Origin of the sequence: Sphingomonas sp. J315 (genome assembly GCF_024666595.1) — a bacterium.
Classification (GTDB): Bacteria; Pseudomonadota; Alphaproteobacteria; order Sphingomonadales; family Sphingomonadaceae; genus Sphingomonas.
Genome location: NZ_CP088296.1, coordinates 2949468 through 2973578, shown reverse-complemented (window position 1 = coordinate 2973578; position 24111 = coordinate 2949468). Strand labels below are relative to the sequence as shown.

Genomic DNA, 24111 nt, shown 5'->3' with positions numbered 1-24111 from the left:
CGCCGACTTCCCCATTCATCGACGCTGCCTTGGTCTTTGACGACATCGAGATCGCAGGGGAGTTGAAACGATGCGCAAGTCTGACACTCATCGATCCAGTGGGCTGGATCAGCTGCGCAGACGGTCCGGTCTGTGGCTGCAGATCGGTGCTCTGGCACTGACGGCAACGCCTGCGCTAGCGGCAAAGCCGCGCAAACCGGGCGACGGATCCGTCAATTCGATTTCCTATTTTCTCCCAAAGGTCGAACTCGAGCTTGTCGGCGAGTTCCGCGTCAAGCGCTGCGCGCCCGATGTCGAGGTGACGCCGACATACACGCTGGTGCAGTCCTATCTGCCGGATACCGGGGCATTGGTCGACCTCGACACCTCGGTCGGCTTCCTCGCCAAACGCTCGGTCAAGATCGAGCTCTATCCCGATGGCACGCTCAAGAGCTTCAATGGATCATGGGAGGGCCAGGGCAGCAAGCTCATAACTGCGGTCGCCAAGCTCGCTCTTGCGGTAGTAACCGGGCCATTCAAGCCGATGGAACAGCGAACCGCGCAGTGCAATGCCTCCACAGTCAAGACTCTCGATGACCTGGCGAAGAAGCAGGCGCAGATCGTCGCCGTCGAAGCGCGACTTGCAAAGGGGCAGAGCCAGAGCTCAGATCTCGCGACGCGGGATTTTCTGCTTCAGCAAAAGGCGCAGCTCATCAGGGCACTGACGATTACCAAGCGATGGGCGATCGAGGTCGACGCAAAGGCGTCTGAGCCGCAGGCTTTGTCGGCAGCGAATGGCAATCCGACCGTCGCAACGGAGCCGCAATCAATCTCGCGAACTCTCGAGAAGGTCGACTACAGCGCACTTCTGATCGCCGATACCGGACTGCCCGGACGCAACGGGACTCAGGTTACACTCGCTGCGTCGCCGGGTTTCAAGATCGCTGACCTGGCAAGCCGACAGCTTTCCTCGCCGATGACCGTGAGCGCGGATTTGCTCTATCGCCGCCCGGTGCCTGGAACCCTCTCGATCGACCCGCTCGTTCCCGGCGGCAAGGCGCCCACCGACACCTTCGCGATCCTGGTTCCGCAATGGTCGGCGATCCACAAGCTGCGCCTTGGCAAGGGGGGCATGTTCGGGTCGCGCAGCGCGACCGCCAAGTTCGAAGCCAACGGCATGCCGAGCGAGCTCTCCTATGGGAGCACCGGAGCGAGCGAAGGTATCGCGGGCCTGATCGATACTGCGCGCGAAGGCTATGGCAGCTTGCGCGATGCCGAGCTCGGCCAGCTCAAGCGGGAAATCGAACTCGCCAAGGCGCGCAAGGAACTTGAGGACCTGCGCGCGGCAAGCGATGAGTAGGAGATCGAAATGCATTATGAATATCGCGTCGGAGAAGAGACCGTCCGCCTCGAAGTCGACCCCTCGGTGGTTGCCGTCCGGTTCGATCAGACAAGCAGAAGCAACATCGACAAGGCGATAAAGTCGGCAGACGTTGGAACCCCCAATGCGGGCTTCGACATGGTCGGGGATCAATTCGTTCTTTTGCCCGCACTCGGCACGCAGACCTTTGCTGCGACCCGGGTCGAGGACATGGTGGCGGCCAAGCTGGAAAGCCTGCGTGCGCAGGATGTGGTGATCGATGCCCGCCCTGTGTTCAAGCTCGCCGAGGCGCGGGCGATTGCGACCGATCAGCTGATTATTGGGGTCGAGCCGGGCGAGGATGTGCGGGAACTGCTCGAACGTCAGTCGCTTGTCGAGGTGAGCCGGGAGGAAGAGCGGCTGGTTGCACGTCTGCCCGAGGGCGCCGACCCGTTCGCATTTCTCGAGCGTGTCGAGGCAGAAGATCAGGTGCTCTATGTCGAACCAAAATTTCTGCTGATCGGCGAGGCTCGTCCAAGCCGCGCAGTCGATTCGCTCGAAGTGAACGCAGCAACCTCGGCCAACCGATACGCGATGGAAATCACTCGCGCGCGTGCGGCCTGGGCGATTCAGGCCGGCAACCCGGCGATTCGGATCGCGATCCTCGATGAAGGTGTCGACAGCGCGCATCCTGACCTAGCTCCGGCCGTCGTCGGAACCTTCGATGCCACCGACGGCAATGCCTATCAGGAACCCAACGTCTGGGACGGTCACGGGACGGCGTGTGCCGGTCTGGCGGTCGCCAGTCCGTCAGCAGCGAGCGGCGATGCAGGTATGAGTGGAAGCGGTCGCGGGTGCAGCCTGCTTGCCGTTAGAATTGCCTTCTCCAGGCGAAAGGGCGCGCCATGGGAGACATCACAGGATATCATCGCAACGGCGATCGACTGGTCCTGGCGAAACGGCGCGTCGGTGATCAGCAACAGTTGGGGCCAGGGGCTCCCCTCGAATGCGGTCATTCATGCCGTCGAGCGCGCGCGCGTCCAGGGGCGCGGCGGGCGTGGTGCCGTCTTCGTCGCCGCTGCAGGAAACAATGAAGGGGCGGTCAGCTTTCCCGCCAACGGCCAGCATGTTCTCACTGTCGCCGCGAGCAACCAGTTCGACCAGTGCAAGACCCGTGGCAGCGCCGACGGCGAGACCTACTGGGGATCCTGCTTTGGTCCCCAGGTCGACATTGCCGCGCCTGGCGTACTGAACTACACGACCGATAATCGCGGCGCGGGAGGCTATTCGCCATCCGACTATGCGCCAGCCTTCAATGGAACCTCTGCCGCGACCCCGATTGTCGCCGGTGCCTGCGGCCTGCTCCTGTCGAAACGGCCCGAACTGACCGAGGCACAGGTGCGGGAGGCGATCTGCAGGAGCGCGACAAAGGTCGGGCAATTTCCCTACCATAATGGCCGCAACGACCGGATGGGATTCGGGCGACTGGATGTCGTCGCGGCGCTCGCGCTGGTCTGAGAAAACGAAAGGGGTTGCGATGCGCATTTTTCGTCATTTTCTGCTTGCGGCAGCGACCTTGTCACTGCCCGCATGCGCAACGCGCGGGGTCGTCAACATCTCCTGCGAGCCGTTCAAGGCAAACCAGGCCGCTGCGCTCAGCGAGCTCGACATGGGACGGCTTGTCCGCGAGATCCAGCAGGAAGCGGCCCCCCCGTCGCCGGCAGCTCAAGAGGACGATCCACTCGTCAAACGCATTGAGGGCGCGATCCTCCAGGCGCTGGCCGCTGAGCGGCTCGACAGCTTCGGGACGAAGCGATTGGAACCCGCCAATGCCCTGCTGCTTTCTGGCGGTGGCCAATGGGGGTCCTTTGGCGCTGGCTTCTTGCACGAGCTCAGCATTCGTCCCGACGCCCGCCTCCCCGATTTCGGCATCATTACAGGTGTGAGCACCGGCGGCCTCCAGTCCCTTTTTGTCGCGCTTGCCGACGTTAAGGTGTCGTCTGAGCAGGCGAAACGCTTCAAAGCCTTTCTCGCTTTGCCAGAAAACGCGCATATTCGGCGGCCGGTCGGGGATCCGACCTATATCGACCTTCTCCAGATGAACTACAGCCCTCTGGACGAGCGCGAAATCGTTTCACGCAATGCCAAATGGCAAGCGCTCTACAAGGGCTCCTTTGCCGGCCTGAAACCGCTGCGCGCACGGATCGAACGCGCGCTGTGCACCGATGGCGATCCGGCCAAGGGGTGCCCGATGATCGAGCATCTCGCCACGTCCGGCAAGCTGGTGTTGATCGGGTTCATCCGCGTCAATGACGGTCGCTTTGTCTATGCCGACGCGGTCAAACTCGCGAAGCTCGTCGACGACCCGGCGCTCGATCCCGACCGCACGAAGCGGCTTGCGACGATCCAGCAATGCCTGACCGGCGCCGCGCTCGCATCTGCGGCCATGCCCGTGACGTTTCAACAAGTTCAGATCAACACGAAAACCTATCTCGACGGCGGCGTGCGGCGATCGGTGTTCGACGCCAGGGTCGTCGACGCACTCGAACGTGCGGCGAAGTCGGCAAGCGCACAGATCGCCGCAAAACCCGATCCAGACACGCTCACCGGTCTGTATGTCATCCGCAACGGACCGACCTCGCTCAAGGCACTCGACCCCAAAGAGGGCAGCGCCGAGTCCGGCAAGCCCCGATACAAGGTCGATGATGTGATGATTGTCACCGATGTTATCGAACGGGCGCAGGCGATCGTCGTCAACGAGCTCGAAGTGGGTTCGATTGCCGGGCTGCGTCTCGAGCGACCCTATGCAGATATCTGGCTCGCCACTGCGGACGGGTATGACCGCGCATTCCCCTCCCCGATCGGCGGCGCTGAGGAAATCTGCCGAAAGGAAGATCCAAAGGCCATGTTCGAGCCGGGCTTCATGCGATGTCTCCAACGCTTCGGACGCTATAAGGGCGGCCGCAATTTCGAGACGGACCCCAATGCGCCGAAGAATCCCTGGCTGAAGCTCAGTCCGATCGCGTCGCCGTTCAAGGGCACTGCGGGAGGAACCAAATGACCCCTCATCCATCGATTGATCGCCGCTCGCTGCTGGTCGGCGCAACCGCGATGCTGGGAGGCTGCGTCACGTGCAGGATCCCGCGTGCCGACGCGGCGGCGGCAACGGTCGGCGACGCCCATGCGCATTTCTTCAACCTGTCCGACCTTCCGGTACATGGCTTCATGCGACATGTGCTCGCCCCGACCTATGCCCCCAATGCACCGGAGATCATCCTCGCGCTGGCCGACCTTGCCGCCTGGGTCGCAAAGACGCTCACAGTGTCGGCCCGAGCGGAGATCCGCCGGCTTGGTCGAAGCGTGCGTCTTGGTGAAGCAAAGGTCGAGGCGGATGCATTTGCGCGCGCCGTCGCCGATCGACAGATGGCAGTCATCAACGCGGCAGCCCCCGGGGCGCTGGCCGCAGCTGATCCGCGTGTCGACCTCGCCGCCAGCTATCTTGCGCTTTCGCGAATGGTCGGAGCAAACGGCCCTGCTCCCGAGCCGAACGGAGGCAAGCCCGGTTCCGGTCAGCGCGCGACGATCGACTCATCGGTTTACCGCCAGATCGCCGAACAGGCTGACTCAGGCCGTGGTGCCGCCAGCGCTGACCCTGGCAACGCAGGAGCACGGGATGCCCGGGCAATCATCGGCTGGATCTATCTCATGTGCCAGCCGCGCTGCCTGCACGTGATTCGATATCGCGACACGATCAAGGCGTCGAACGCGAGGGTCGATCATGCGATCAATCTTCTGGTCGACTTCGACCGGTGGCTTGGCGACCGCCCCGACCAAGCGTCGAAGCAATCAGATCAGGTTGCGTTCTGGACGCGATATGCCAGCATCGCAAAGCGGGAAGGCAGTCCCATTACGCTGCACACCTTTGCCGGCTACGACCCGCTGCGCCACGCCGGCGAACGCCTGTCGGGAACCAGACCGTACTTGGAGACGATGCTGGACTGGATCCGGGCCGAGCAGGCAGCCAATCAGGCCGCCTCGCATCGCATCCGGGGCTTCAAACTCTATCCACCCATGGGCTTTCGTGCGTCATCGAATGGCGACCTTGATGTCTCGCACGGCGAACGCGGCGCGCGCGAGGTTCGCACCTGGTGGACCAAGCAAGGCTGGGATATCGCGCGTGTCGGTCGCGAGGTCGACATTTCGCTGGACCAGTTCTTCAGGGCAAGCGCGGAGCTCGATGTCCCGCTCCTGGCGCATGCGGCAAACAGCATGGCATCGATGGAAGGTGCCGGCGTCAGGGCCAGCCCAAGATTTTGGATCGAACGCGCGAAACAGGTTCAAGGCTGGGGCGGCAACCCCTTGCGCGTTTGCCTTGGTCACTTCCGACGGTCAGTCGAAAACAGGGCGCTTCTTGTCGAGATCCTGCGACTGAACAAGCCAGCTTCAGATGGCCGACCTGGTGCACAGATCTATGTCGACATGAGTTACGACGACGACATCCTTTCAGGCAGCGCGAACGACGTACTCGATTTCTTCGCGTCCGCCTGCCGCGAGGCGAACAGCCAAGGGGAATACGTCCTTTTCGGATCTGACTGGATCATGGTGGGCCAGGATGCACGGGCACACGCCTATCTCAGCAACCTGCGTGACGCGGTAGCCAATCACTGCTTCTGGGGGTCAAAGAGCGCGCTGCTTTTTCGGGAGAACATGCTGAAGTTCCTGAAGTTGAGCTGATCTCGAGCAAAATCGCACTCGTCCGAGGTCGACAACGCCCCGAAGCGCTCAATCCCCGCGGCAATCTCGACGAGGTCCCCTTCCGAAATGACTTCGCTCGACGAATGGCGCGCCTCGACATAACCGCGCTTGACCGGTTCAAATCGGCGCCTGTCGCCCTGTCGGGTCGGCAGGGAGCACTATGCTGGCTGCCCAATTGGCATCGCAGCACCCGCCAAGGTCTACTGAGATTTACTTCGGTACCCCGCCAGACCATTCTGCGCGCGGGGGATGAAGATGACCATGGACAGGCGCCCGTTCGGCATGTGGACAGCGACCGCGATGGTGGTCGGCGGGATGATAGGTGCCGGCATCTTCCAGTTGCCCGCGTACATCGCACCCTATGGTTGGATCGCGGTGATCGCATGGATCATCAGCATCGCCGGCGTAATGGCGATCGGCTATGTGATGGCCATGCTCAGTCGGCAGACGCCCGAGCAGACGAGCGCGGTTGCCGTCACCGGCGCGGTGCTGGGGCCGACCACGGGCGCGCTGGTCGGATGGAGCTACTGGATTTCCAACTGGACGGCGGTAGCGGCGATCGCCGGGTCGGCAGTCGGCTATCTCGGCGCGCTGGAGCCCTGGTTCGTGGCGAGTCCCGTCAACAGCGCAATCGCGACGGCGGGGCTGATCTGGCTGTTCACCCTGACCAACATGGCCGGTGCGCGGCTGGCGGGGCAGATTCAGGTGGCGACGACCGTGCTGAAGCTTCTGCCGCTGATCTTCGTGATCGGCATCGTCCTGTGGCTCGCCGGATCGGAGCGAGCGAGCGCACCGGTCTGGCCGGGCACCGGGCCGGGCTATGGTGGGCTGACGGCTGCGGTCACGCTGACATTATTTCCGTTGGTCGGCTTCGAAGCGGCGGGGCTGGTCGCCGAACGCGTGCGCGATCCCGGTCGCAACATCCTGCGCGCGACGATGATCGGCACAGCGCTGGTCGGTCTGCTCTATGTCGTGGTGGGCACGGGCATCGCTTTCAACCTGCCCGCAGACAAGGTCGCCGGGTCGACCGCGCCGTTCACGCTGTTCGTCGAAACTTACCTGGGGAGCGGCGCGGGCAAGTTCGTCGCGGTCTTCGCCGCGATTTCTGCGATAGGCGCGCTCAATTGCTGGGTGCTGGTGCAGGGTGAGCTGCCGCTCGGCATGACGCGCGCGGGGCTGCTGCCCGCATGGTTCGGCCGGGTGAACGCAAAGGATGCGCCGGTGGTCGGGTTGCTGTTGGCCAGCATCCTCGCCACCCTGCTCGTCGCGTCCACTGCCGACCGGAGCCTCAGCAAGGCGATGGAGTTCGCGATCCTGCTGACAACGTCCTCGGCGCTGTGGTTCTATCTCGCAATCTGCGTCGCCGGGCTAGTGCGCCGCGTCGCCCTCATCCCGGCCGCGCTCGCCCTGCCCTTCTGCCTGTGGGCACTATGGGGCGCAGGGACCGAGGCTAGCGCGTGGAGCCTTGCGTTAATGCTGACGGCGTTGCCGCTATACCGGTGGGCGCGGCGGGAGACTTGACGCTGAGATGGCACGGTGGCTTTGGCCACCCCGCAATCCACATCGTCCGCGCCACCAGCCGTCAATATTACCACGTCATCTAATGTGGCGATCTTCCCCGCCCGCCGATGATGAGTGCGTCGTATTTCTGCGTCATGCTTCCCCGCGCCTCCAATCATTCGATGTTGGGTGGCCGCCGCGACCATCCCGGTGCCGGCGCGCGATGCAGCCTGGCCTCCGGGATCAGCCCGCGAATCTTCCGCGCGAAACTGCGCAGACAAACTTCGCTGTCGCCGATCGGCCCGACCGTGTAGCTGCGTGACGCCATTCCGCGCTGCACATTGGTGATCAGCCACGTATCCTCGGCATTCACCACACGGTTGATCCGCCAGTTGGCGTAGCGAACCAGCTTCATCGTGCGATCCGCACCCGGCAGTGCGAACGCCATTTCGCGCAGCACGCAACTGGTCGGTCCGGTCGGCAGCCACTGCATGAAGTCGATCTGGTCGGGATAAACGTCGAACGCCTGGTTTGGCCATAACTTGTAGTAAAGCCACAACCGCTGATGGGTGTCGGGCAGATGGTCCACGCGCGGCAGGTGCTTCTGGTACATCGCCTCCCAAAAATTCGACCGCGGGCTGTCGGCCAGATAGCCGGACATCTTGTCGACCCAAGGCTGCGCCTCGATCGCGTAGCTCTTGCCGAACAGGCGGGTGAGGCCAACATGCGCGACCGGAATGTGCAGCCCGTCGGAATAATTGTCGCCGACATTCTTCCAGTTCACGTCACGGTCCCGCAGTCGCTCCGGACTGATCGTCCGCATATCCTCGAACCGGTAGGGCGCGATTTCGGTGTCATAGGGCGACATCATTTCAGCAACTGAAGGCCCACCGCGATCCGTGAGTCGAACGAACACAAACCCCTGCCAGATCTCAACCTCGACGGGGGCCAGACCATTGTCTTCGAGGACCAGCGTCGAATAATCCCCCCGCATCGGCACGCCTGTCAGTCGCCCGTCAACCTCATAGGACCATGCGTGATAGGGGCAGACCAGCTTCTTCGTGCAGCCGCTCGGTCCGTCGACCAGCCGCATCGCGCGGTGGCGACAGACATTGGCAAAGGCACGCACGACCCCATCCTGGCCACGGATCGCGATCACGCTCTCGCCGAGATAGTCGAGCGTGTGGTAATCGCCGGCATTCGCGATGTCGCTTACATGGCAGACGATCTGCCATGACGGGCGAAGAACACGATCGACCTCGACCTCGAAATATTCGGGGTCGGTGTAAAGCCAGCCGGGCAGGCTCAGATTATCGTCAGGGTCAGCGCCGGAAACGTCTGCAAAGCGATGCGCCATCATCGGATCCCCACTTGTTATACGATCGTGTAACGGCAGCGCGTGCGATACAGGATCGTTCTCACTTAGCCCTCCTCCGCATTCGTGGGAAAGGATCGGGCGAGAGCCTTCCGACTGCGAAGGCAGCCCCGCAGTCTTGACCGCCACCTGATCGGCTTTCGACAGGGACTCTGACGGCCACTCCAACCCCGGGGGCACTCGCCAGGCGCAGGTCACACCCGCCTGTTAGATTTCTGCGGTTTTTAGACTTTACAGGATGTCGTGAAATGAAGCTCTGGTGCCCCTGGCCGTTACCGAAGAATGCTATCAAGTATCTGATTATAAACGGAAATGTTTAGCAATAATATTTCAATGGCCCCAGACATGCCCGTGGCAAAAATGTCACTCCAAAAAGACACAATGTGAGTTCTTGGCCCGGACTCACATCCGGGGCCACCGAAACTATGCTGCTCCGCTCCAGCGCGCACCGCTGATTCGCGATTGATTGTGCGCCACCCAGTTACCCGCGTACGGGGTGCCGCCCCCGGGATCAGGTCGCTCATCGCAATGCTGCGTGAGCGATCCGATCGCAAATATAGGTCATACTGCGGCCCGCATCTTCACGAGGGCTGGGCCCACTTCTGCCTCCACTTTGCTCAGCAAGGCACGCGCGGAAGCTATATCTGGCAGTTGAAATCGAATCTGGCAGGATTGGAACGGCGCGTTAACTATGCGCGATCATGTCCAGCGGCTCGTCACCTTCGCCCGGCAAGAAACCCCTCCTGTCTTCCAAGCAGGTTGCGACCCTGCGTCTCGTCCAATGTAATCTCAGCTCGAAAGAGATCGCGCGCCTGCAGGGCGTGACCAGCTACGCGATCGATGCGCAGATCGAGCGGGCGATGCAGCGCTTGGACCTCCCTAGCCGCAACGAGGCGGCACGCTGGGTGATGAGCCACGTGCCGGGCCCATACGAACGGTTCGTATATGAAGCGCAGCCGCTTGCAGCCCTCAGCTATCTGCCAGCAGACATCGGGCCACCGGATCGCCAGGATCACATGATCGAGGACGGCGTCGCGGAGGCTCAGGCTTCCTATGTCGCACCATTCGAGTTGCTGTCCGATCCGCTTCGCCCTTCGGCAATGGAGACCAGACATGCGCTGAAGCCCGCCACGATGCTCTGGCTGATCCCGGTCATCGCATTTGTCACGCTGTGCGTCCTCGTGACGTTGCTGGTGGTCGGAGAACGCGCCAGCGCCTGGGCCGACAAGCACCTGCCTTCCTACCGATCGACCAACCCCTAGCCGCAGCGCTCTTCCGCGTTGCGGAGGAGATGCTGCATGTCCGAACAGATTCACGATGTAGCCGCAGAACTCTCGCCGATGATCCTCGCGGCCGAAGAGGCGATCGAGGACGCAACCGCTGCAGTCGCCACATTGATTGCCGGGACGGTGGCCAAGCGCCGCGCCATCGGGATGTTGCCTGCTGAAGCACAGCCGACCGTGCTGATACTCCAGCAGGCGCTTTCGCATACGATCCGCTCGGGCAGCATGGTGCTGCGCGCGCATGGCCGGTTCGAGGAGCAGTATCGCACCCTCGCAAATGGCGACACCCACCCCCTCACCCGCGAGAATGTCCAGAACCGCGCGGCGACCATTGCGGATGCGGATCGACCGCAGCTCAGCGTCGTCAACGGTTGACGGCAAGCCCCCAAACAGGTTCTTCGATCATGCATGCGCTTCGCCCTTCTCATCGCCGCCGTGACGACGATTGCAGCCGCGATCTATTATTCGGTGACGCTGAGCTGGGCGTTCGCAAGCTACGGCCCGCTCGAGGTCTGGGCAGGGATCGCGCGCAGCGCCTTCTATCTGGGTCTCGCGGCCTTCGCCTGCAGCTTTGCTGTTCGCTGCGGCGACACGCCCGAGTGCCAGATCGGGGTGATCATCCTTCTGGGACTCCTGATCGATCCGCTGCTCCACCTGCTTTTCGAGCATCGGGTGGCGCAGGTCGACCCGACCCACTTCATCGTCGACGGCGCGACGTTCGTTGCCTTCGTCATTGTCACGCTTCGCGCGGCTAGGGTCTGGACGGCATGTCTCTCGGCTTTCCAGCTGCTCTCGCTCGGCGCACATGCCGCCAAGGCGCTGAATGTGGGGATCCACCCGGTAGTCTATGTCGCGATGGCAGTGATGTGGTCATATGGCATGCTGATTCTGCTGATTATCGCCACACGCCGGCATCGCCTGCCGCACGCGCGGAACGTGATACCCGCCTCCTGGAGAAGCTCCTTGCGCCGCTAGGCGGAACCGCGGGTCCCTATGCCGCTCGCCTCGTCGCGCGCTTCGCGTCCTTGGGCGGCGTCATGTGCGCATCGTCGAGCAGGATCGCGCGTGAGACCTGCGAGGAGGTCGTCTCTCTCCTCGATGCGCATCGTGCGCTGCTCGCGCACAGCCTGCGCGATCGCATTATCGATGCGCCTGTTTGCGCCAGCGGCGACTCGCTCCGCCAATATCTGGTCGCAACGCTTGGGGACTGCACCACAGAACATCTTCGGATTCTCTTGCTCGACAGCGGCAACCGGCTGATCGCCGATGAGCCGATCACCCATGGCGAGGCCAACGGCATCTCAGTGCGGCCGCGTGCGGTGCTGAACCGCGCGCTCGAACTGGACGCGGTTGCGATCATCCTTGTGCACAACCATCCCGGCGGGAACGCCATCCCCAGCGAGCGGGACATCCAGTTCACCCGCCGCGTCGCCGAAGCGGCGCGCCATCTCGACATCACGCTCCACGACCATCTCATCATTGCAGGGGCGCATTGCATCAGCCTGCGTGCCCGGGGGGATTTCACATGAACATGCAGCTCACCCGAAGCCCCGAAGCGCGTAAACGCGATGCCGAGGCCGCCGACCGGCTGGAGGAGCTGGTCAGCACGCTTCGGCGTGCTGCTCGCACGGGGTCGTCAAAGCCGATGACCCGTGATGACGAGGTTACCCACGCGGCCAAGCAACTCTATTGGCGTCGTCGGCAGCGCGGTCGCTATTTCGAAGGCATTGAGAGCATGTTCGGCGAGGCAGGCTGGGACATACTGCTCGACCTGTTCATCGCCTGGAACGAGCAGCTCAACGTCTCGATTTCGAGCGCGTGCATTGCGGCCGATGTGCCGCCAACGACCGCGCTCCGCTGGGTATCCGTCCTCGAGGCCCGTGAGCTCATCTACCGCGAACGCGACCCCGGTGATCGGCGGCGCACCTATCTGCGCCTCGCTCCGGAAGCGCATCAGGCAATCCATTGCTATATCAGCGAGGTGCTGCTTGGACGCGTCGGCTATCCGTCGATCGATGTCGCCGACGCGAGCGTCGGCGAATGACGCGGGGTATAACAAGCCAGGACAGCGCCCCACCTTACACGCAGAGTTCCAGCACCGCCGCCAGATTGGCGCCCCACCGCCTCAATTGTCTAGACAATTTCCATGCATAAGGCTGAAGCCGCTCGCCTGCATGAGTTTCTGCTGCAGGAGGCGTACTGCGCAGCGCGAAACGCCACATCGCACATCCGCGCTGCAGGCAGCGGCTCGATGCAGGACGAGTTTATCCGCAGCTTCGCAACCATTGGCGGACTCATGAAGCTCGTCGCGGACATCATGGCGGACGAGATCGTTCAGGCGCCGGCCGCCGAGGACGCTATTCTTGACGATGTGCTGGCGGTCCTCGGAATGTTTCTCGCCGAAGCAAAGCATGCACGGATCGCGCCCGTTACAGCCGGCCGCCATTGACCCGTAGTCCGCGCCTGCGGCGCAGCTAGTCCAGCCACTCGGGTGCCGTCCAGTTCGCCCGTCTCGCTCGGGCAACCCGGGTCAGCCGCTGGACGCGAAGCCGATATGCATCGCTGTCGCGCCGCCAGTCGATTGCATGCTCCGCGCCAAACAGCGCTTCGCCAATCATGCGATGCGTGGCGCCCTGATCGAGCGCGTCGGCGGTACGCAGCTCGCTGATCCAGCGCTCGGTACGCACGTGCGGCACGTCTGGCGGGGCACGCATCCGCTCCGCGACCAGGTGGGCGAGCGTCTGCAGCGGATCGATCTGCGGATTGAGGCGCGCCAGGCCATCGATCCTGAAGCTCAGATCGGCCGGGCCACCCAGCAACGTCCCGTCGACGATATCGAGCCTCAGCAGCCAGCGACCGTCGCTGAAGCTCCAATGTTCGTCTCCGTCCTGATCGACGGTCACGCTGGCACAGTTTGAGAGTTTGGAGATATCGAACAGATCATCGTCCCGCTGGGGAGAGCGGGCGGCCGCGTTCAGACATCTGGTGTCCTGTCCGGTCATCCAGACCGGGCGCGCGTCGCGCGCATCGAATCGGGGGTCAACAAGCGCAACAAGCGCAAAATTCCGCGCGGCGTGAATTGCCGGGCGATCGCTCGGGCGGCGATGGTGCCGCCGCCAGCTTTCGCGATAGGGGCGACTGCGGCGCAGCCACTCCCATCCGAACATCCTGCGATCGGCACCATCGAGATAGGCATAGGCTGTGCGATCGCGCCAATCGATGTCGATGCAGGATTCGGTCGGGTCGACCTGCTCCTCACAACCGGTGCGCCCCGAGCAAGCCGGGTCGATCCGGGCCCCATTCCTATCTTGATCGTCGCTTGCTTTCGTCACGGCCGCAACCCTCGCATCGGCACCGTCCGGCGCGCGGGGAGCAGCGCTCATCGCGCGAGGGTCGAGAATAGGCAGAATATATTTTCAAAATATCAATCACTTTGGGTAGGCTGCCCCTTGTGCACGATGGCTCCCCGCCCTTGTGCATGCGGTCCAGTGTCGTCCGACCCGGTATTGGGAGCCATGGGAAGGGTGACTTGAGGGGCGGCGGCAGACGCTGGCTTGAGTCCATCGGCTGGTCGCGGGCCGTCAGGGCATGCCGTCGTTTCACGCCGCGCAGGATATTCTGCATTCGCTTCAGTCGGTCGACAGTCTTTCCTCGCTCTCCGATGCGCTGGTCGAGACAACCGAACGGCTTGGCTTTCACTATTTCGCGCTCACCCATCATGTCGATTTTCCGAGCGCCGACCGACAGGCCGTACGCCTGCATAACTACCCGCGGGACTGGGAGACCTGGTTCAACTCCAATGGGCTGGGTCCGACCGACCCGATCCACCGGGCCAGTCATGCGACTGCCTTCGGCTTTCGCTGGTCGAGGATCGAGGAGCTGATCCACCTTTCCAAACGCGACCATCATGTCCTCGCGCACGCTGTGCAACATGGCATCGGCGAAGGTTTCACGGTTCCGGGCAATGTCCCCGGAGAGGTGTTGGGCTCCTGCTCCTTTGCATGCCGCGCCGGTGACCGTCTTGCAGAGGAGCGTATCGCGCTCGCGCAGATTGCCGGACAATGGCTGTTCGAAACCGGACGCCGGCTCGCCGTCAAGCGGACGATCCTGTCGCCACCGACGCTGACCGACCGTCAGATCGAGTGCATCCTGTGGGTCGGGCGCGGCAAGACCGATTGGGAGATCGCGCAAATCCTCGGTGTCAGCCAGGCGACGGTGATCGAGCATCTGCGCAATGCGCGTGCGCGCTATGACGCGCCGACCCGCTCGATGCTGACCGTCCGGGCTCTCTATGACGGCGCGCTGAGCTTCACAGATCTGGTGCGCTGACAACCCTCATTTCTTGGAATGGGCCGCTCCGGCCTCACCTGCTTTTGGGCTTGCTCCCTTCACCCAAGGAGCCTGTCCCATGATGCTCATCATCACCAATCAGAACCGGATGCAGGAGCGCGTCGTGCTGCGCGCCATGTTCGAGGCGCGCAAGCAGGTGTTCATCGACCTGCTCGGCTGGGACCTGCCGGCGCTCGCCGGCCGCTTCGAGGTCGATCAGTTCGACAATGCCCGCGCCACCTATCTCATCCTCACCGATGCGCGTCGGCGCCACCTCGCCTCGGCGCGGCTGTTGCCCACCGAACATCCCGGCATCCTGACCACGCTGTTCCCGCAGCTTTGCGATACCCCGCCCCCGTCAGGCAGCGACGTGTTCGAGATTACCCGCTTCTGCCTGTCACGCGACCTTCGCGCGCCGGCCCGGCGTGCCGCACGCGACACGCTCGTCCGGGAGATCGCCCGCTATGCGCTCGGCACCGGTATCACGACCTATACCGGGGTCGCCGAACTGCCCTGGCTGCGCCAGATCCTGGGCTTTGGCTGGCGGGCGTCGATGCTCGGTGATCCCAAAATCTGTGGGCGTCAGCAGCTCGGCGCACTTCGGATCGATATCGACGCCGATACGCTCGCGCTGCTCGCGCGAAACGGCATCCATGGCGATGCCGATGCTGCCCTCCAGTCCAGCGCGGCATGAGGGGGCAGCTATGGCAACGCATCCCACGCACGATGTGCACAATAGCGGCGACTGCGCCGCACAGCGGCTGCACCATCAGGGCTTCGCCCTGCTGCGCAATGCGGTCCCCGCGGCGCTGATCGATGCGGTCGGCACGGATCTCTCCGACGATTTCGAGGCCACCCCCTTCTGCGCGGGTGGATTCTATGGCGAGCGCACCAAGCGGTTCGGGCGATTGCTGGCCCGCTCTCCCTCAATACAGAAACTGGTGCTCAGTCCCGAGATCGTCGGACTGGCCGAAGCAGCTCTGCTGCCCTGGTGCGATAACCTCCAGCTCAACCTCACCCAGGCCATCGAAATCCACCCCGGTGCCCTCCCCCCAGTTCCCGCATCGCGATCAGGACATGTGGCGCGGGCCGGTCGGCGCGATCGAATATCTGGTCAACGTCATCTGGCCCCTCACCCCCTTTCGGCAGGAGAATGGCGCGACGCTGATATGGCCCGGGTCGCACGGTGCCGCCGCAATCGAAGCGTGCGCGCCGGGCATGCCGATTGTCGCCGAATGCGATCCGGGCGACGCGATCGTGTTTCTTGGCTCCACGTTGCACGGCGCCGGTGGCAATGTGAGTGCGCTGCCGCGGCGCGCGCTGATCATCAGCTACTGCCTTGGCTGGCTCAAACCCTATGAAAACCAGTGGCTCGCCTACCCGCCTCCAGTCGCGCGCGGCTTTGCGCCCGAGCTCGCCGGATTGGTCGGCTATCGCCAGCATCGCCCCAATCTCGGCAATTTCGAGGGTCAATGCCCCTCGATCCTGCTGCGCGACAGCGTCCCCGACCGGATTGGTGCGATCGATGCGCTGCGCCCCGACCAGGCGGCGCTGCTCGATGCGCATGTTGCAGGGCAAATGCGCTACCGGGCGGCGGGTGGCGCCTCGCGATGAGCCCGGGCGAAACGATGCGGCGGGTCTATACCGCGCTCAAGGCGCGGATCCTTGCCGGCGACTTCGCGCCGGGTGAGCGGCTCGATCCCGCCCGGCTCGCGAGCGAGCATGTCGCAAGCGTCACGCCGGTGCGCGACGCGCTCCACCAGCTGACCGGAGAGCGGCTGATCGAGAGCTGGCAGCATGAGGGATTCCGCCAGCCCCTCGTCAGCGAAGCCGGGCTGCGCGATCTCTATGGCTGGAGCAGCGAGGTCGTCGGCCTCGCGCTGCGGGCCGCCGGCCAGCGGCACACTGGCCCGCGCCCGCCACCTGCCCCGACTCTCGATACAGGCGGCGGCTATGCCGGGCAGGTTGCGCAGCTGTTCAACTGGATCGCCCTGCACTCCGCCAACCGCGAGCATCTCGCCGCGATCGATGCGATCAATGCACGGTTTCACCGCGTGCGACTGATCGAAATGGGCCTGCTCAGCGATCCGCGCGGCGAGCTCGAAGCGTTGCACCGCGCGGTCGCCCAGGCCGAATTCTCGTCTGCGCGTCGCCTCAGCGACGCGTTTCATCGCAACCGGCTCCGCCTCGTCCCGGCGATCGCCGAGCAGCTGCGTCCACGCGAGGGCGATTGAACCCGCCCAGCCAAACAATCGTCGAATTGTGCCCGTATAAAGTAGGTATAGTCGGCCACCGCGCTCAGCCTTCACGATGCTGCCCCTCCTGGCAGCAAGCAAGGAGACTGATGATGGAACGCATCGAACACGCACCGATCGTCGATCTCGGCGCCGCCAGCGTCGAGACCAAGGGTCCCGTCGGCCCGTTCAAGGACGAGCAGGCGGGCATTCTCGAGCCCGGTCTCAGCAACGACTGATCGAGCGGACGCGCGGCGGCATTGCCGCGCGTCCATCGGATCTTCGTTATGCTGCGCAAGGGCCTCAGCTTCTGCATCACCTCGGGCGAGCCGGTGTTCCTCGACACCCTTGCCGACCGCTATTTCTGCCTTGCAGCCGGTGAGCAGGCCGCATTTCTCGCATTGCTTCGCGACCCGGCTGACCCGGTCGCGCGCCACGCAATCGCTACCGTCGGTCTGCTCGAGCCCGATATTGGGCCGGACGCGGTCGCGCTGACGCCAGCCCAAAGTGTCGGGATCACCGCCAGCCTGCTCGACGCGCCCGGGAGCCGCACCGACGTCGTGACGTTCGCCCATGCCGGTATCCGCCGCGCCCGAACCGCAGTCGCGCTACGCCGGTCAGGACTTGGCGCGGTGCTCAGCGATTTTGCAGGCCGCAAGCGAAGGATGCGCCAATCTGCTCGACGCGATGACGAAATCGCCGCGATGGCGCAGGGCCATGAGAGGCTCGCGCTGATCACCGCGTCGCTCGATCAGTGCCTGCCGCGCTCGCTGGCACTCGCCCATCATCTGGTTGACCGCGGGCACAGCGCGGACCTTGTCCTCGCGGTCCATCTGCGCCCGTTCAAGGCACATTGCTGGGTCCAGGTCGGCGAGCTGCTGGTCAATGACCGGAGCGACACGGTTGCGCCCTTTACGCCGATCCTCGTGCTGTGAGCGCGCCGCGCTATCTGCTGCTCGCGGGTCCATCCGACCTGCTCGACGCGCTGTTGCCGCATGCGCGCGCGATTGCGCAGGATGCTCAGCTGAGTCCGGTGTTCGATCACCCCGAAGCCCGGATGTTCTGCCCCATCGACGCGGTGATCCGGCACGACCCACACGGGATCGTGATCGGTTCGGTATTCGCGCGCGACGCGCGCGCCCTTTCAGATACATCTCACGCAACCCTCCTCACCCATCACTGGGGCAATTATCTCGCGCTCGAGATGGGGCGCAGGCGGGCCGCGCTGCTGCGCGCGCCCTTTGGCGAGCTCGGCTGCTATCACTGGAGCGATGGTCGGCTGATCGTCGCGGCTTCCGACATGCCGCTCCTGTCGCGATGGGCCGGACAGCCCCCGGCGGTCGACTGGCAGGGGGTCGCGCGCCATTTGCTGTGGAGCGAATTGCGCACCGGTGCGACCTGCCTGTCGGGGATCAGCGAGCTCCAGGGCGGAGAGCGACTGACTTTCGGGCCTGGGCCTTTACGCGTCGAGACCTGCTGGTCGCCCTGGGATCACGCCGTGGCGTGCGCGCCGCCTGATTTCGAGCACGCCGCAGACCAGCTGCGGCGGATCGCAATCGACTGTGTCGGGCGCCTGGGATCGGAGCTCGCCCCGATCCTCGTCCAGCTCTCGGGAGGGCTCGATTCCTCGATCGTTGCCGCCGCGCTGGCGCGCGCCGGGGTCCGGTTCGACTGCGTGACCTTCGTCACCGAGGACCCCACCGGGGACGAGCGGATCCATGCCCGCGCGGTCGCCGCGCATCTCGGGGTGCAGCTGCGCGAAGTCTATCGCGAGGTCACAGGCGTCGATCTCACCCGGTCCAATGCGGCGCATCTGCCACGCCCGACCGGCCGCTCCTTCGCGCAGGAATCCGAACGCATCGCGCTCGAGGCTGCAGGCTTGAGCGGCGCAAGCGCGATCTTTCGCGGTGGCGGCGGAGACAATGTCTTCTGCTTCCTGCAGTCAGTGCGGCCGCTGGTCGACCAGGTGCGCGCCGGGGGCATTGGGTCCGGATTGCTCGGCGCGGCGCGCGACCTGTGCCAGTTGACCGGTGCCGGGCTCGGCGAGGTCACATGGCGCACATTGCGGCAGCTGCGTCGGCCGCTTCGCTACCCCTTGCCCGCCGACGCCCGGCTGCTCGCACCCGACCTGCGCACGATCGGGGGCGAGCAGGCCGGGCATCACTGGCTCGATCCGCCTGATGACATGCCGCCGGGCAAGGTCGCGCATGTCGCGCTGCTGCTTGCCATGGCCAATCATCGCGAGCCGCTGGCACCGGCGATTGCTCTGCCGCTCCTGTCGCCATTGATGGCGCAGCCGCTGGTCGAGCATTGTCTGCGCATTCCCAGTTGGTGGTGGTTTCGTGGCGGCAACAACCGCGCGGTGGCACGGCACGCCTTTGCGCGGGACCTGCCCGCTGAGACGATCGCGCGACGGAGCAAGGGGACGCCCGATTCATTTGCGATGCGCCTGTTCGAGGCGAACCGCTCGCTGCTGCGCACCATGCTGCTCGACGGCCTGCTCGCCCGCGAGGGGCTGATCGATCGCGAGGCGGTCGAACTTGCGCTGGCCGAGTCCGGCCCGATCAGGGGCCATGGCTATGCGCGCCTGCTCCAGCTTGCCGATGTCGAGGCCTGGGCGCGCAGCTGGCAGGTGTAGCGTCCGGGTCGGTGATCATGGCTTCGCGCGCGCCTTGCGCAGCGTGTCCCAGCGTCGGAGCTCGGCGGCGCGGGCTGGATCTTCCGACCTGATGCCGCGCAGCCAATAGTCGAACCAGTCGATCGCACGCAGATAGACCGCGCGGCGGTGTTCGGGCTGCCATTTGTAATGATATTCGTTGGGGAACACATAGAGCTCGACCGGCTGTTTGTGCTCGCGCAGCGCGGTGAAGGTCTCAAGCGCAAGCAGTGCCTCGCTGTCAGCGACCTGCATCAGCAGCGGTGTGTCGAGGCGCGCGGCATTGACCGCGCTCGAAAATGGCTTCCAGAACTCAGCCCGGTCCTCGGTCGCGCCGGGATAGCCCTCGGAGCGCAGATTGTCCGCCCACGCAATCCCGCCATAGGTCATGACGCTATTGGGATCCATGCAACAGGTACTGATCGCAGCTGCTGCGAACAGGTCGGTGTTGATCAGCGCGAACCTTGTGGTGGTCGCACCGTCGCTGAGCCCAGTAATGCCGATCCGCCTGGGGTCGGCGACCCCGCGCTCGATCGCCATCTTCACGCCGATCTCGAGCGCGGACAGGACATTGCGGCGGTCGGCCCAGTTGCGGGCATTGGCGGCATTGGCCTCGTCATAGCTGCGGATCGAGGGATCGAGCGACGCGACATAGGTCGGGCGCTCGAAGCTCAGCACCGCATAGCCGCGCGCGGCAAACAGATGGACCGGATAATCGTCCCCGGTCCCGCCCCGCAGAAACCCGTCGCTATGATACTGGACGACGACCATCGGGAGGCGCGTGCCCGGCCTGTGGCCGGGCGGCAGGACCAGATCGCCCCACGCCTCGAGCCCGAGGCTGTTCTTCCATTTGATCCTTGTGACCTTGCCGAGCCGGATCTTGTTGAACTGCGGGTTGGGGTCGAAGACGAGGCGCGAGCGCCCGCTCGCCATGTCGATCGCCACCAGCTTGCGCGGGCTGGTGGCATGTTCGCGCAGACACAGCAGCTCCTGACCGGTCGGCGTGCAACCCTGCAGCACATCGCTGGTGACGAGCGTGCGGGTCACCTCATGCGTTTCGGGATCGAGCCGGTAGAGGCCCATCTCGCCTTTGGCCCAGCTCTCGCGACGCAGGAACCAGAGCGTGGCGCCGTCGCCCGACCACCAGCTGCCGGTGATCGAGCCGCGGCATGCCGGGGCAGCGCAGGCCCTGGGCACGCCGCCGGGCGGCGCGGTCCACAGTTCGAGCGGGCTGATCGGCGAGGTGCCGGTCAGCCGCGTCCCCGCCCGCCAGCCAGCAGCAGAGGCCGTCCCGGTTGCGCGATCACTGTAGCGGCTCTCGGTGGTGCGCACGCGCGCGCGCTCGTCACCGCTCGCCGCAACGATATGTCCAGAGACAAGCGTGATGGCGTCGATCTCGACGGGCACGGGCCCGGTTTCCTGGGGATACATCCCCCAATTGGGGACGAAGCGCCGGTCATAGATCCAGCCCGATCTGCCCTCCTGCGCGATCGCCTCGCGCTGCGCGGCATAGCCGGGGCGCGTTGCATAGAGGATGCGCTGACCATCGGCCGACCAGGCAAAGGCCTCGGCGTCATGGTCGGCGGGCGAGACCGGCATCGCCCGCCCACCGTCGCGATGCGCCCGCCACACCCGGGTCACGCCCTTGTCGCGCCGCAGATAGGCGACCCATTGCCCGTCGGGCGACCAGATCGGCACGATCAGCTCGGGGAAACCGCCGCGCTCGACCAGCCCGCGGCGCACCCCGGTCGCGGTGATCAGTTCGCCGCCCCGATCGACCAGCCGCGGCGCACCGCCGGCGACGGGCATGACGACCAGACCCCGGCAATAGCCATTACCGGTAATGTCGGCACGGTTGATCGCGAAGGCAATCTCTCTGCCGTCGGGCGAGACTGCGAGCGGGCTTTCGGGGAGCATGATCGCAGCATCGGGCTGACCGATATCGCGCAGTTCGATCAGATCCTGCGCAGTGACGTTGCGCATCTTTCCTGCCGCCGCCTCCGGCGACGGCAGGAGATCGGTGCAGGCGGCATGCGCGCTCGTGGTCGCGAGCAGGCCCGCGACCAGCAGTGCCGCACGCTGCGTGCTTCGCGGGAAACGCATCACCATTTCCTGGCGATCCCGATGCTGAGGTGACGCCCGAGCGGCGAATAGTTGGTCGAATCGTACGGCGCATCATAAGGGAGCGTCGTCGCGATCGGCGCGGGCTTGGCGTTGAACAGGTTCGCCGCCGACAGCGTGAGGTCGATGCCCCCAAGCAGGCCCGAACCCTCCGGGGTCCGGTAGCGCGCGGTGAGGTCGAAGCTGGTCATCGACCCGACGATCCGGGTCGGCGTGCGGCGTCGGTCCTCGACCTCGCCGACATGGTCGAGCGCGGCTTCGAGGTTCAGATCGCCCCTGGTCCAGCCCAAGGTCGCGCGTGCGCGCCAGTGGGGCGGATTGAAGATCAGGCCCGCGAGCGGCAGCACCGGCTGGTTAGCGCTCAGTTGCTGGTCACTCTCGATATAGCTGGTGTTGAGGATGAAGCGCAGCGCCTGGTCGGGGCCGAGTTCGGTCCGATAGCTGGCGAGCAGATCGACCCCGCGCACGGTCTGGCGCGCCGCGTTGAAATTGGCATTGTCGACGATCGCGATGACCCGGCTGGGATCATAGGGCGTGGCGGTCAGGTTCAGAAACTCGCCTGCACCCGCAATCAGCCCCGCCTGGGTCGCCGCCGACGGGGTGAGCGTGATCCGGTCGCGATAGATCGGGTTGGACAGCGCCTGTGAGAGAAAAGTGATCGGCGCGACAATCCGGTCGCGATAGCGGACGTTGAAATAGTAAGCCTCGACCCGCAGCCCCGGTACTGCGCGCGGCTTGACGACGAGGGTGGCGCTGAGGCTGGTCGCGCGCTCGGGGCGCAGCGCATCATTGCCGCCGGCCGCATAGAGCACGGTCGATCCAGCCGGCGCGCCGCTCCCGCCGAAGATCGAGGGCGGCGCGAGATAGACGGTCTGGAGCTGATAGCGCTGGAAGAAGGTCGGCGCGCGGAACGAACGCCCCCAGCTCGCCTTGAGCTCGAGATCGGGAATCGGCGCGTAGACCAGCCCGAGCCGCGGGGTCGCAACGCTGTCGAGGCCGGGATAGCGCTCGTAGCGCAGCGCCGCGGTGAGGTGCAGCCGGTCGACCAGCGGCACGCCGCTCGCCGGGCCGATCAGCGGCAGGCTCAGTTCGCCATAGGCGAACACGCTGTCCTGGCTGCGCGCGATGTTCGACAGGCTGCCGACGCCCCGGTAATTCTCGAAGCGATTGTCGCGATATCCCGCACCGATCGCGAGTTTCGCGTCACCGCCGGGGAGCGCGAACAAGGCACCATCGGCGTTGAGTTCGACCGAAGACGAACGATTGCGATAGATGTTGGTGCTCGATGTCGTCGGAACGCCGGCCAGCGTGAAGCTGTCGGTCACATAGGTGACATGGTCCTCGCCATAGCTTGCAATCAGCTTGGACTGCCAGTCGCCGAGCGCGAGCCGCAGGCTCGGTGCCAGCGCAAAGCCCTCCGAGGTCGCCGGGTTTTCCGAACGCGACGTCGCGCTGGCAAGGAAGCGCGAGCGGCTCCAGCGCCAGTTGTAGAAGCCGTCGAACGCCAGTTCGAGATCGGGACCGATCGCCTGGTGCCCGCTCACGACCAGGCTGTGCCGCTCCATCTCGGGCAGATAGGTCAGCTCGGGATCGCTACCGCTTGCGTAGTCGCGCTGGCGTGCGAGCAGCGGTTCGTCGTGGCCATATTCATAGGCGATAAGCAGTCCGCCCCCGCCCCATCGGCTGCCACCGGTGAGGCCGTAGAGCTGGCGGAACGCGCCGCCATCGGTCGAGGCTCCGAGCCGCGCCCGCGTCTCGATCCCGGAAGTGTCGCGCTTGAGGATGATGTTGGCGACCCCGGCGACCGCGTCCGAGCCGTAGAGCGCCGAGGCCCCGTCGGCGACAATCTCGACCCGATCGATCGCGCCGAGCGGGATCCCCGAAATATCGATGCTCTGGCGCGAGGCGCTGTAGGGCAGCCGATGCCCGTTGAGCAGGGTCAGCGTGGCGTCGCTGCCCAGCCCGCGCAGGTTGATCGACGATCCTCCGCCGACATTGACCCCACTCGCTGCGGGGACGTTGAACCCGACCCCCGGATTCTGGCCACCCCCGAAATTCTGGGGGATGGCGCGCAGCGCGTCGGCGAGCGTCGCCTGCCCTGCATTGCGCATCGTCTCTGCGTCGAGCGCGATCACCGGCGCGGCGACCGGCGCGCCGCGGATCCGCGAACCGGTGATGACGACGTCCTCGCCGACAGGTGCAGCTTCGGTCTGAGCGTGACGCAGGATGAAGGCGCCATCGACCAGTTGGGCATGCAGACCGGTACCGGCGAGCAACCGCGCCAGCGCGTCGGTGGCGTCCAACCGACCGGTGACCGCTCCGCTGCGTTTGCCCGCGACCAGCTCGGCCGAAGCGATGACCTCGCGCCCGGAGATGGTCGAGAATGCGCGCAGCGCCGCAGCCAGATCCTGCGTGGGAAGCGCATAGTCGCGCGCGGACTCGGCCTGCTGCGCCAACACCGGTTGCGCCATCAGGATCGCCGCAAGCGCCGTTCCGGTTCGATATGTTGCCATCGCCAT

21 protein-coding genes and 1 pseudogene are annotated in these 24111 nt (G+C 64.8%); 18 read left to right on the top strand and 4 right to left on the bottom strand.

Translation table 11 applies throughout. The features are described from left to right. Positions 1-70: 70 nt before the first annotated feature. The 5 genes from LRS08_RS15130 to LRS08_RS15110 all read left to right on the top strand — a co-directional run bounded on the left by LRS08_RS15130 (position 71) and on the right by LRS08_RS15110 (position 7615). Positions 71-1339 carry a hypothetical protein gene (locus LRS08_RS15130; RefSeq protein ID WP_257842901.1) on the top strand — a complete coding sequence of 423 codons (1269 nt, stop codon included), beginning with the start codon at positions 71-73 and terminating at the stop codon, positions 1337-1339. A 9-nt stretch (positions 1340-1348) separates the two neighbouring features. Further along, positions 1349-2857, top strand: a complete 1509-nt coding sequence (locus LRS08_RS15125) for a S8 family serine peptidase (RefSeq protein ID WP_260480898.1) — start codon at positions 1349-1351, stop codon at positions 2855-2857. After that, positions 2793-4400 (top strand): patatin-like phospholipase family protein, encoded by a 1608-nt coding sequence (locus LRS08_RS15120; protein ID WP_260480897.1) that lies wholly within the window; start codon positions 2793-2795, stop codon positions 4398-4400. The genes LRS08_RS15125 and LRS08_RS15120 overlap by 65 nt, the downstream gene beginning before the upstream one ends. Continuing rightward, complete coding sequence (locus LRS08_RS15115) at positions 4397-6073, top strand: hypothetical protein (RefSeq protein WP_257842903.1); 1677 nt, start codon at positions 4397-4399, stop codon at positions 6071-6073. Before LRS08_RS15120 ends, LRS08_RS15115 begins: the two co-directional genes overlap by 4 nt. Positions 6074-6343: 270 nt before the next feature. Next, a complete protein-coding gene (locus tag LRS08_RS15110; RefSeq protein ID WP_260480896.1) occupies positions 6344-7615 on the top strand; it encodes an amino acid permease in 1272 nt (423 codons plus the stop codon). Between the two features lie 154 nt (positions 7616-7769). Here LRS08_RS15110 and LRS08_RS15105 read toward each other — a convergent pair whose 3' ends face one another. Beyond that, a complete protein-coding gene (locus LRS08_RS15105; protein ID WP_257842905.1) occupies positions 7770-8951 on the bottom strand; it encodes an aromatic ring-hydroxylating oxygenase subunit alpha in 1182 nt (393 codons plus the stop codon). A gap of 719 nt (positions 8952-9670) precedes the next feature. Between LRS08_RS15105 and LRS08_RS15100 the strand changes: the two genes are divergently transcribed. From LRS08_RS15100 to LRS08_RS15075, 6 genes are all read left to right on the top strand, one after another. After that, positions 9671-10231 carry a LuxR C-terminal-related transcriptional regulator gene (locus LRS08_RS15100; protein ID WP_260480895.1) on the top strand — a complete coding sequence of 187 codons (561 nt, stop codon included), beginning with the start codon at positions 9671-9673 and terminating at the stop codon, positions 10229-10231. 36 nt (positions 10232-10267) lie between these two features. Next, positions 10268-10627 (top strand): hypothetical protein, encoded by a 360-nt coding sequence (locus tag LRS08_RS15095; protein ID WP_260480894.1) that lies wholly within the window; start codon positions 10268-10270, stop codon positions 10625-10627. Between the two features lie 33 nt (positions 10628-10660). Further along, positions 10661-11227 carry a hypothetical protein gene (locus tag LRS08_RS15090; protein WP_257842908.1) on the top strand — a complete coding sequence of 189 codons (567 nt, stop codon included), beginning with the start codon at positions 10661-10663 and terminating at the stop codon, positions 11225-11227. A gap of 62 nt (positions 11228-11289) precedes the next feature. Beyond that, positions 11290-11781 carry a RadC family protein gene (locus LRS08_RS15085; protein ID WP_257842909.1) on the top strand — a complete coding sequence of 164 codons (492 nt, stop codon included), beginning with the start codon at positions 11290-11292 and terminating at the stop codon, positions 11779-11781. Positions 11782-11783: 2 nt separating this feature from the next. Then, positions 11784-12296: a MarR family transcriptional regulator gene (locus LRS08_RS15080; protein ID WP_257842910.1), complete on the top strand. Its 513-nt coding sequence runs from the start codon at positions 11784-11786 to the stop codon at positions 12294-12296. Positions 12297-12398: 102 nt separating this feature from the next. After that, on the top strand, positions 12399-12701 hold the full coding sequence (locus tag LRS08_RS15075) for a hypothetical protein (protein WP_257842911.1): 303 nt from the start codon (positions 12399-12401) through the stop codon (positions 12699-12701). Positions 12702-12726: 25 nt separating this feature from the next. Here LRS08_RS15075 and LRS08_RS15070 read toward each other — a convergent pair whose 3' ends face one another. Further along, positions 12727-13584, bottom strand: a complete 858-nt coding sequence (locus tag LRS08_RS15070; protein ID WP_257842912.1) for a transcriptional regulator domain-containing protein — start codon at positions 13582-13584, stop codon at positions 12727-12729. 256 nt (positions 13585-13840) lie between these two features. On the opposite strand from LRS08_RS15070, the gene LRS08_RS15065 reads away from it, so the two are divergent. From LRS08_RS15065 to LRS08_RS15035, 7 genes and pseudogenes are all read left to right on the top strand, one after another. Next, a complete protein-coding gene (locus LRS08_RS15065; protein ID WP_257842913.1) occupies positions 13841-14581 on the top strand; it encodes a LuxR family transcriptional regulator in 741 nt (246 codons plus the stop codon). Between the two features lie 79 nt (positions 14582-14660). Beyond that, the gene (locus LRS08_RS15060) at positions 14661-15275 is read left to right on the top strand and encodes an acyl-homoserine-lactone synthase (protein WP_308222950.1); all 615 of its coding nucleotides are present in this window, start codon (positions 14661-14663) and stop codon (positions 15273-15275) included. Between the two features lie 10 nt (positions 15276-15285). Next, positions 15286-16195: pseudogene (locus tag LRS08_RS15055) on the top strand (phytanoyl-CoA dioxygenase family protein). Then, positions 16192-16815: a GntR family transcriptional regulator gene (locus tag LRS08_RS15050; RefSeq protein WP_257842914.1), complete on the top strand. Its 624-nt coding sequence runs from the start codon at positions 16192-16194 to the stop codon at positions 16813-16815. Before LRS08_RS15055 ends, LRS08_RS15050 begins: the two are co-directional and overlap by 4 nt. 110 nt (positions 16816-16925) lie before the next feature. Further along, a complete protein-coding gene (locus LRS08_RS15045) occupies positions 16926-17054 on the top strand; it encodes a benenodin family lasso peptide (protein ID WP_260480893.1) in 129 nt (42 codons plus the stop codon). Positions 17055-17102: 48 nt separating this feature from the next. Then, positions 17103-17750, top strand: a complete 648-nt coding sequence (locus LRS08_RS15040) for a lasso peptide biosynthesis B2 protein (RefSeq protein ID WP_257842916.1) — start codon at positions 17103-17105, stop codon at positions 17748-17750. Then, positions 17747-19453 carry an asparagine synthetase B family protein gene (locus LRS08_RS15035; RefSeq protein ID WP_260480892.1) on the top strand — a complete coding sequence of 569 codons (1707 nt, stop codon included), beginning with the start codon at positions 17747-17749 and terminating at the stop codon, positions 19451-19453. The genes LRS08_RS15040 and LRS08_RS15035 overlap by 4 nt, the downstream gene beginning before the upstream one ends. Positions 19454-19468: 15 nt before the next feature. Here the strand turns inward: LRS08_RS15035 and LRS08_RS15030 are convergent, their stop codons facing one another. After that, positions 19469-21574, bottom strand: coding sequence for an Atxe2 family lasso peptide isopeptidase (locus LRS08_RS15030; protein WP_257842919.1), 2106 nt, complete (start codon positions 21572-21574; stop codon positions 19469-19471). After that, entirely contained in the window at positions 21574-24105 is a 2532-nt protein-coding gene (locus LRS08_RS15025) for a TonB-dependent receptor (RefSeq protein WP_260480891.1), read from the bottom strand. The genes LRS08_RS15030 and LRS08_RS15025 overlap by 1 nt, the downstream gene beginning before the upstream one ends. Positions 24106-24111 lie beyond the last annotated feature (6 nt).

What these genes read in the sequence shown, in the direction of transcription:
- LRS08_RS15130 (WP_257842901.1), top strand. Translation starts at nt 71, where the DNA reads ATGCGCAAGTCTGACACTCATCGATCCAGTGGGCTGGATCAGCTGCGC.
- LRS08_RS15125 (WP_260480898.1), top strand. Translation starts at nt 1,349, where the DNA reads ATGCATTATGAATATCGCGTCGGAGAAGAGACCGTCCGCCTCGAAGTC.
- LRS08_RS15120 (WP_260480897.1), top strand. Translation starts at nt 2,793, where the DNA reads ATGGCCGCAACGACCGGATGGGATTCGGGCGACTGGATGTCGTCGCGG.
- LRS08_RS15115 (WP_257842903.1), top strand. Translation starts at nt 4,397, where the DNA reads ATGACCCCTCATCCATCGATTGATCGCCGCTCGCTGCTGGTCGGCGCA.
- LRS08_RS15110 (WP_260480896.1), top strand. Translation starts at nt 6,344, where the DNA reads ATGAAGATGACCATGGACAGGCGCCCGTTCGGCATGTGGACAGCGACC.
- LRS08_RS15105 (WP_257842905.1), bottom strand. Translation starts at nt 8,951, where the DNA reads ATGGCGCATCGCTTTGCAGACGTTTCCGGCGCTGACCCTGACGATAAT.
- LRS08_RS15100 (WP_260480895.1), top strand. Translation starts at nt 9,671, where the DNA reads ATGTCCAGCGGCTCGTCACCTTCGCCCGGCAAGAAACCCCTCCTGTCT.
- LRS08_RS15095 (WP_260480894.1), top strand. Translation starts at nt 10,268, where the DNA reads ATGTCCGAACAGATTCACGATGTAGCCGCAGAACTCTCGCCGATGATC.
- LRS08_RS15090 (WP_257842908.1), top strand. Translation starts at nt 10,661, where the DNA reads ATGCGCTTCGCCCTTCTCATCGCCGCCGTGACGACGATTGCAGCCGCG.
- LRS08_RS15085 (WP_257842909.1), top strand. Translation starts at nt 11,290, where the DNA reads ATGTGCGCATCGTCGAGCAGGATCGCGCGTGAGACCTGCGAGGAGGTC.
- LRS08_RS15080 (WP_257842910.1), top strand. Translation starts at nt 11,784, where the DNA reads ATGCAGCTCACCCGAAGCCCCGAAGCGCGTAAACGCGATGCCGAGGCC.
- LRS08_RS15075 (WP_257842911.1), top strand. Translation starts at nt 12,399, where the DNA reads ATGCATAAGGCTGAAGCCGCTCGCCTGCATGAGTTTCTGCTGCAGGAG.
- LRS08_RS15065 (WP_257842913.1), top strand. Translation starts at nt 13,841, where the DNA reads ATGCCGTCGTTTCACGCCGCGCAGGATATTCTGCATTCGCTTCAGTCG.
- LRS08_RS15060 (WP_308222950.1), top strand. Translation starts at nt 14,661, where the DNA reads ATGATGCTCATCATCACCAATCAGAACCGGATGCAGGAGCGCGTCGTG.
- LRS08_RS15050 (WP_257842914.1), top strand. Translation starts at nt 16,192, where the DNA reads ATGAGCCCGGGCGAAACGATGCGGCGGGTCTATACCGCGCTCAAGGCG.
- LRS08_RS15045 (WP_260480893.1), top strand. Translation starts at nt 16,926, where the DNA reads ATGATGGAACGCATCGAACACGCACCGATCGTCGATCTCGGCGCCGCC.
- LRS08_RS15040 (WP_257842916.1), top strand. Translation starts at nt 17,103, where the DNA reads ATGCTGCGCAAGGGCCTCAGCTTCTGCATCACCTCGGGCGAGCCGGTG.
- LRS08_RS15030 (WP_257842919.1), bottom strand. Translation starts at nt 21,574, where the DNA reads ATGCGTTTCCCGCGAAGCACGCAGCGTGCGGCACTGCTGGTCGCGGGC.
- LRS08_RS15025 (WP_260480891.1), bottom strand. Translation starts at nt 24,105, where the DNA reads ATGGCAACATATCGAACCGGAACGGCGCTTGCGGCGATCCTGATGGCG.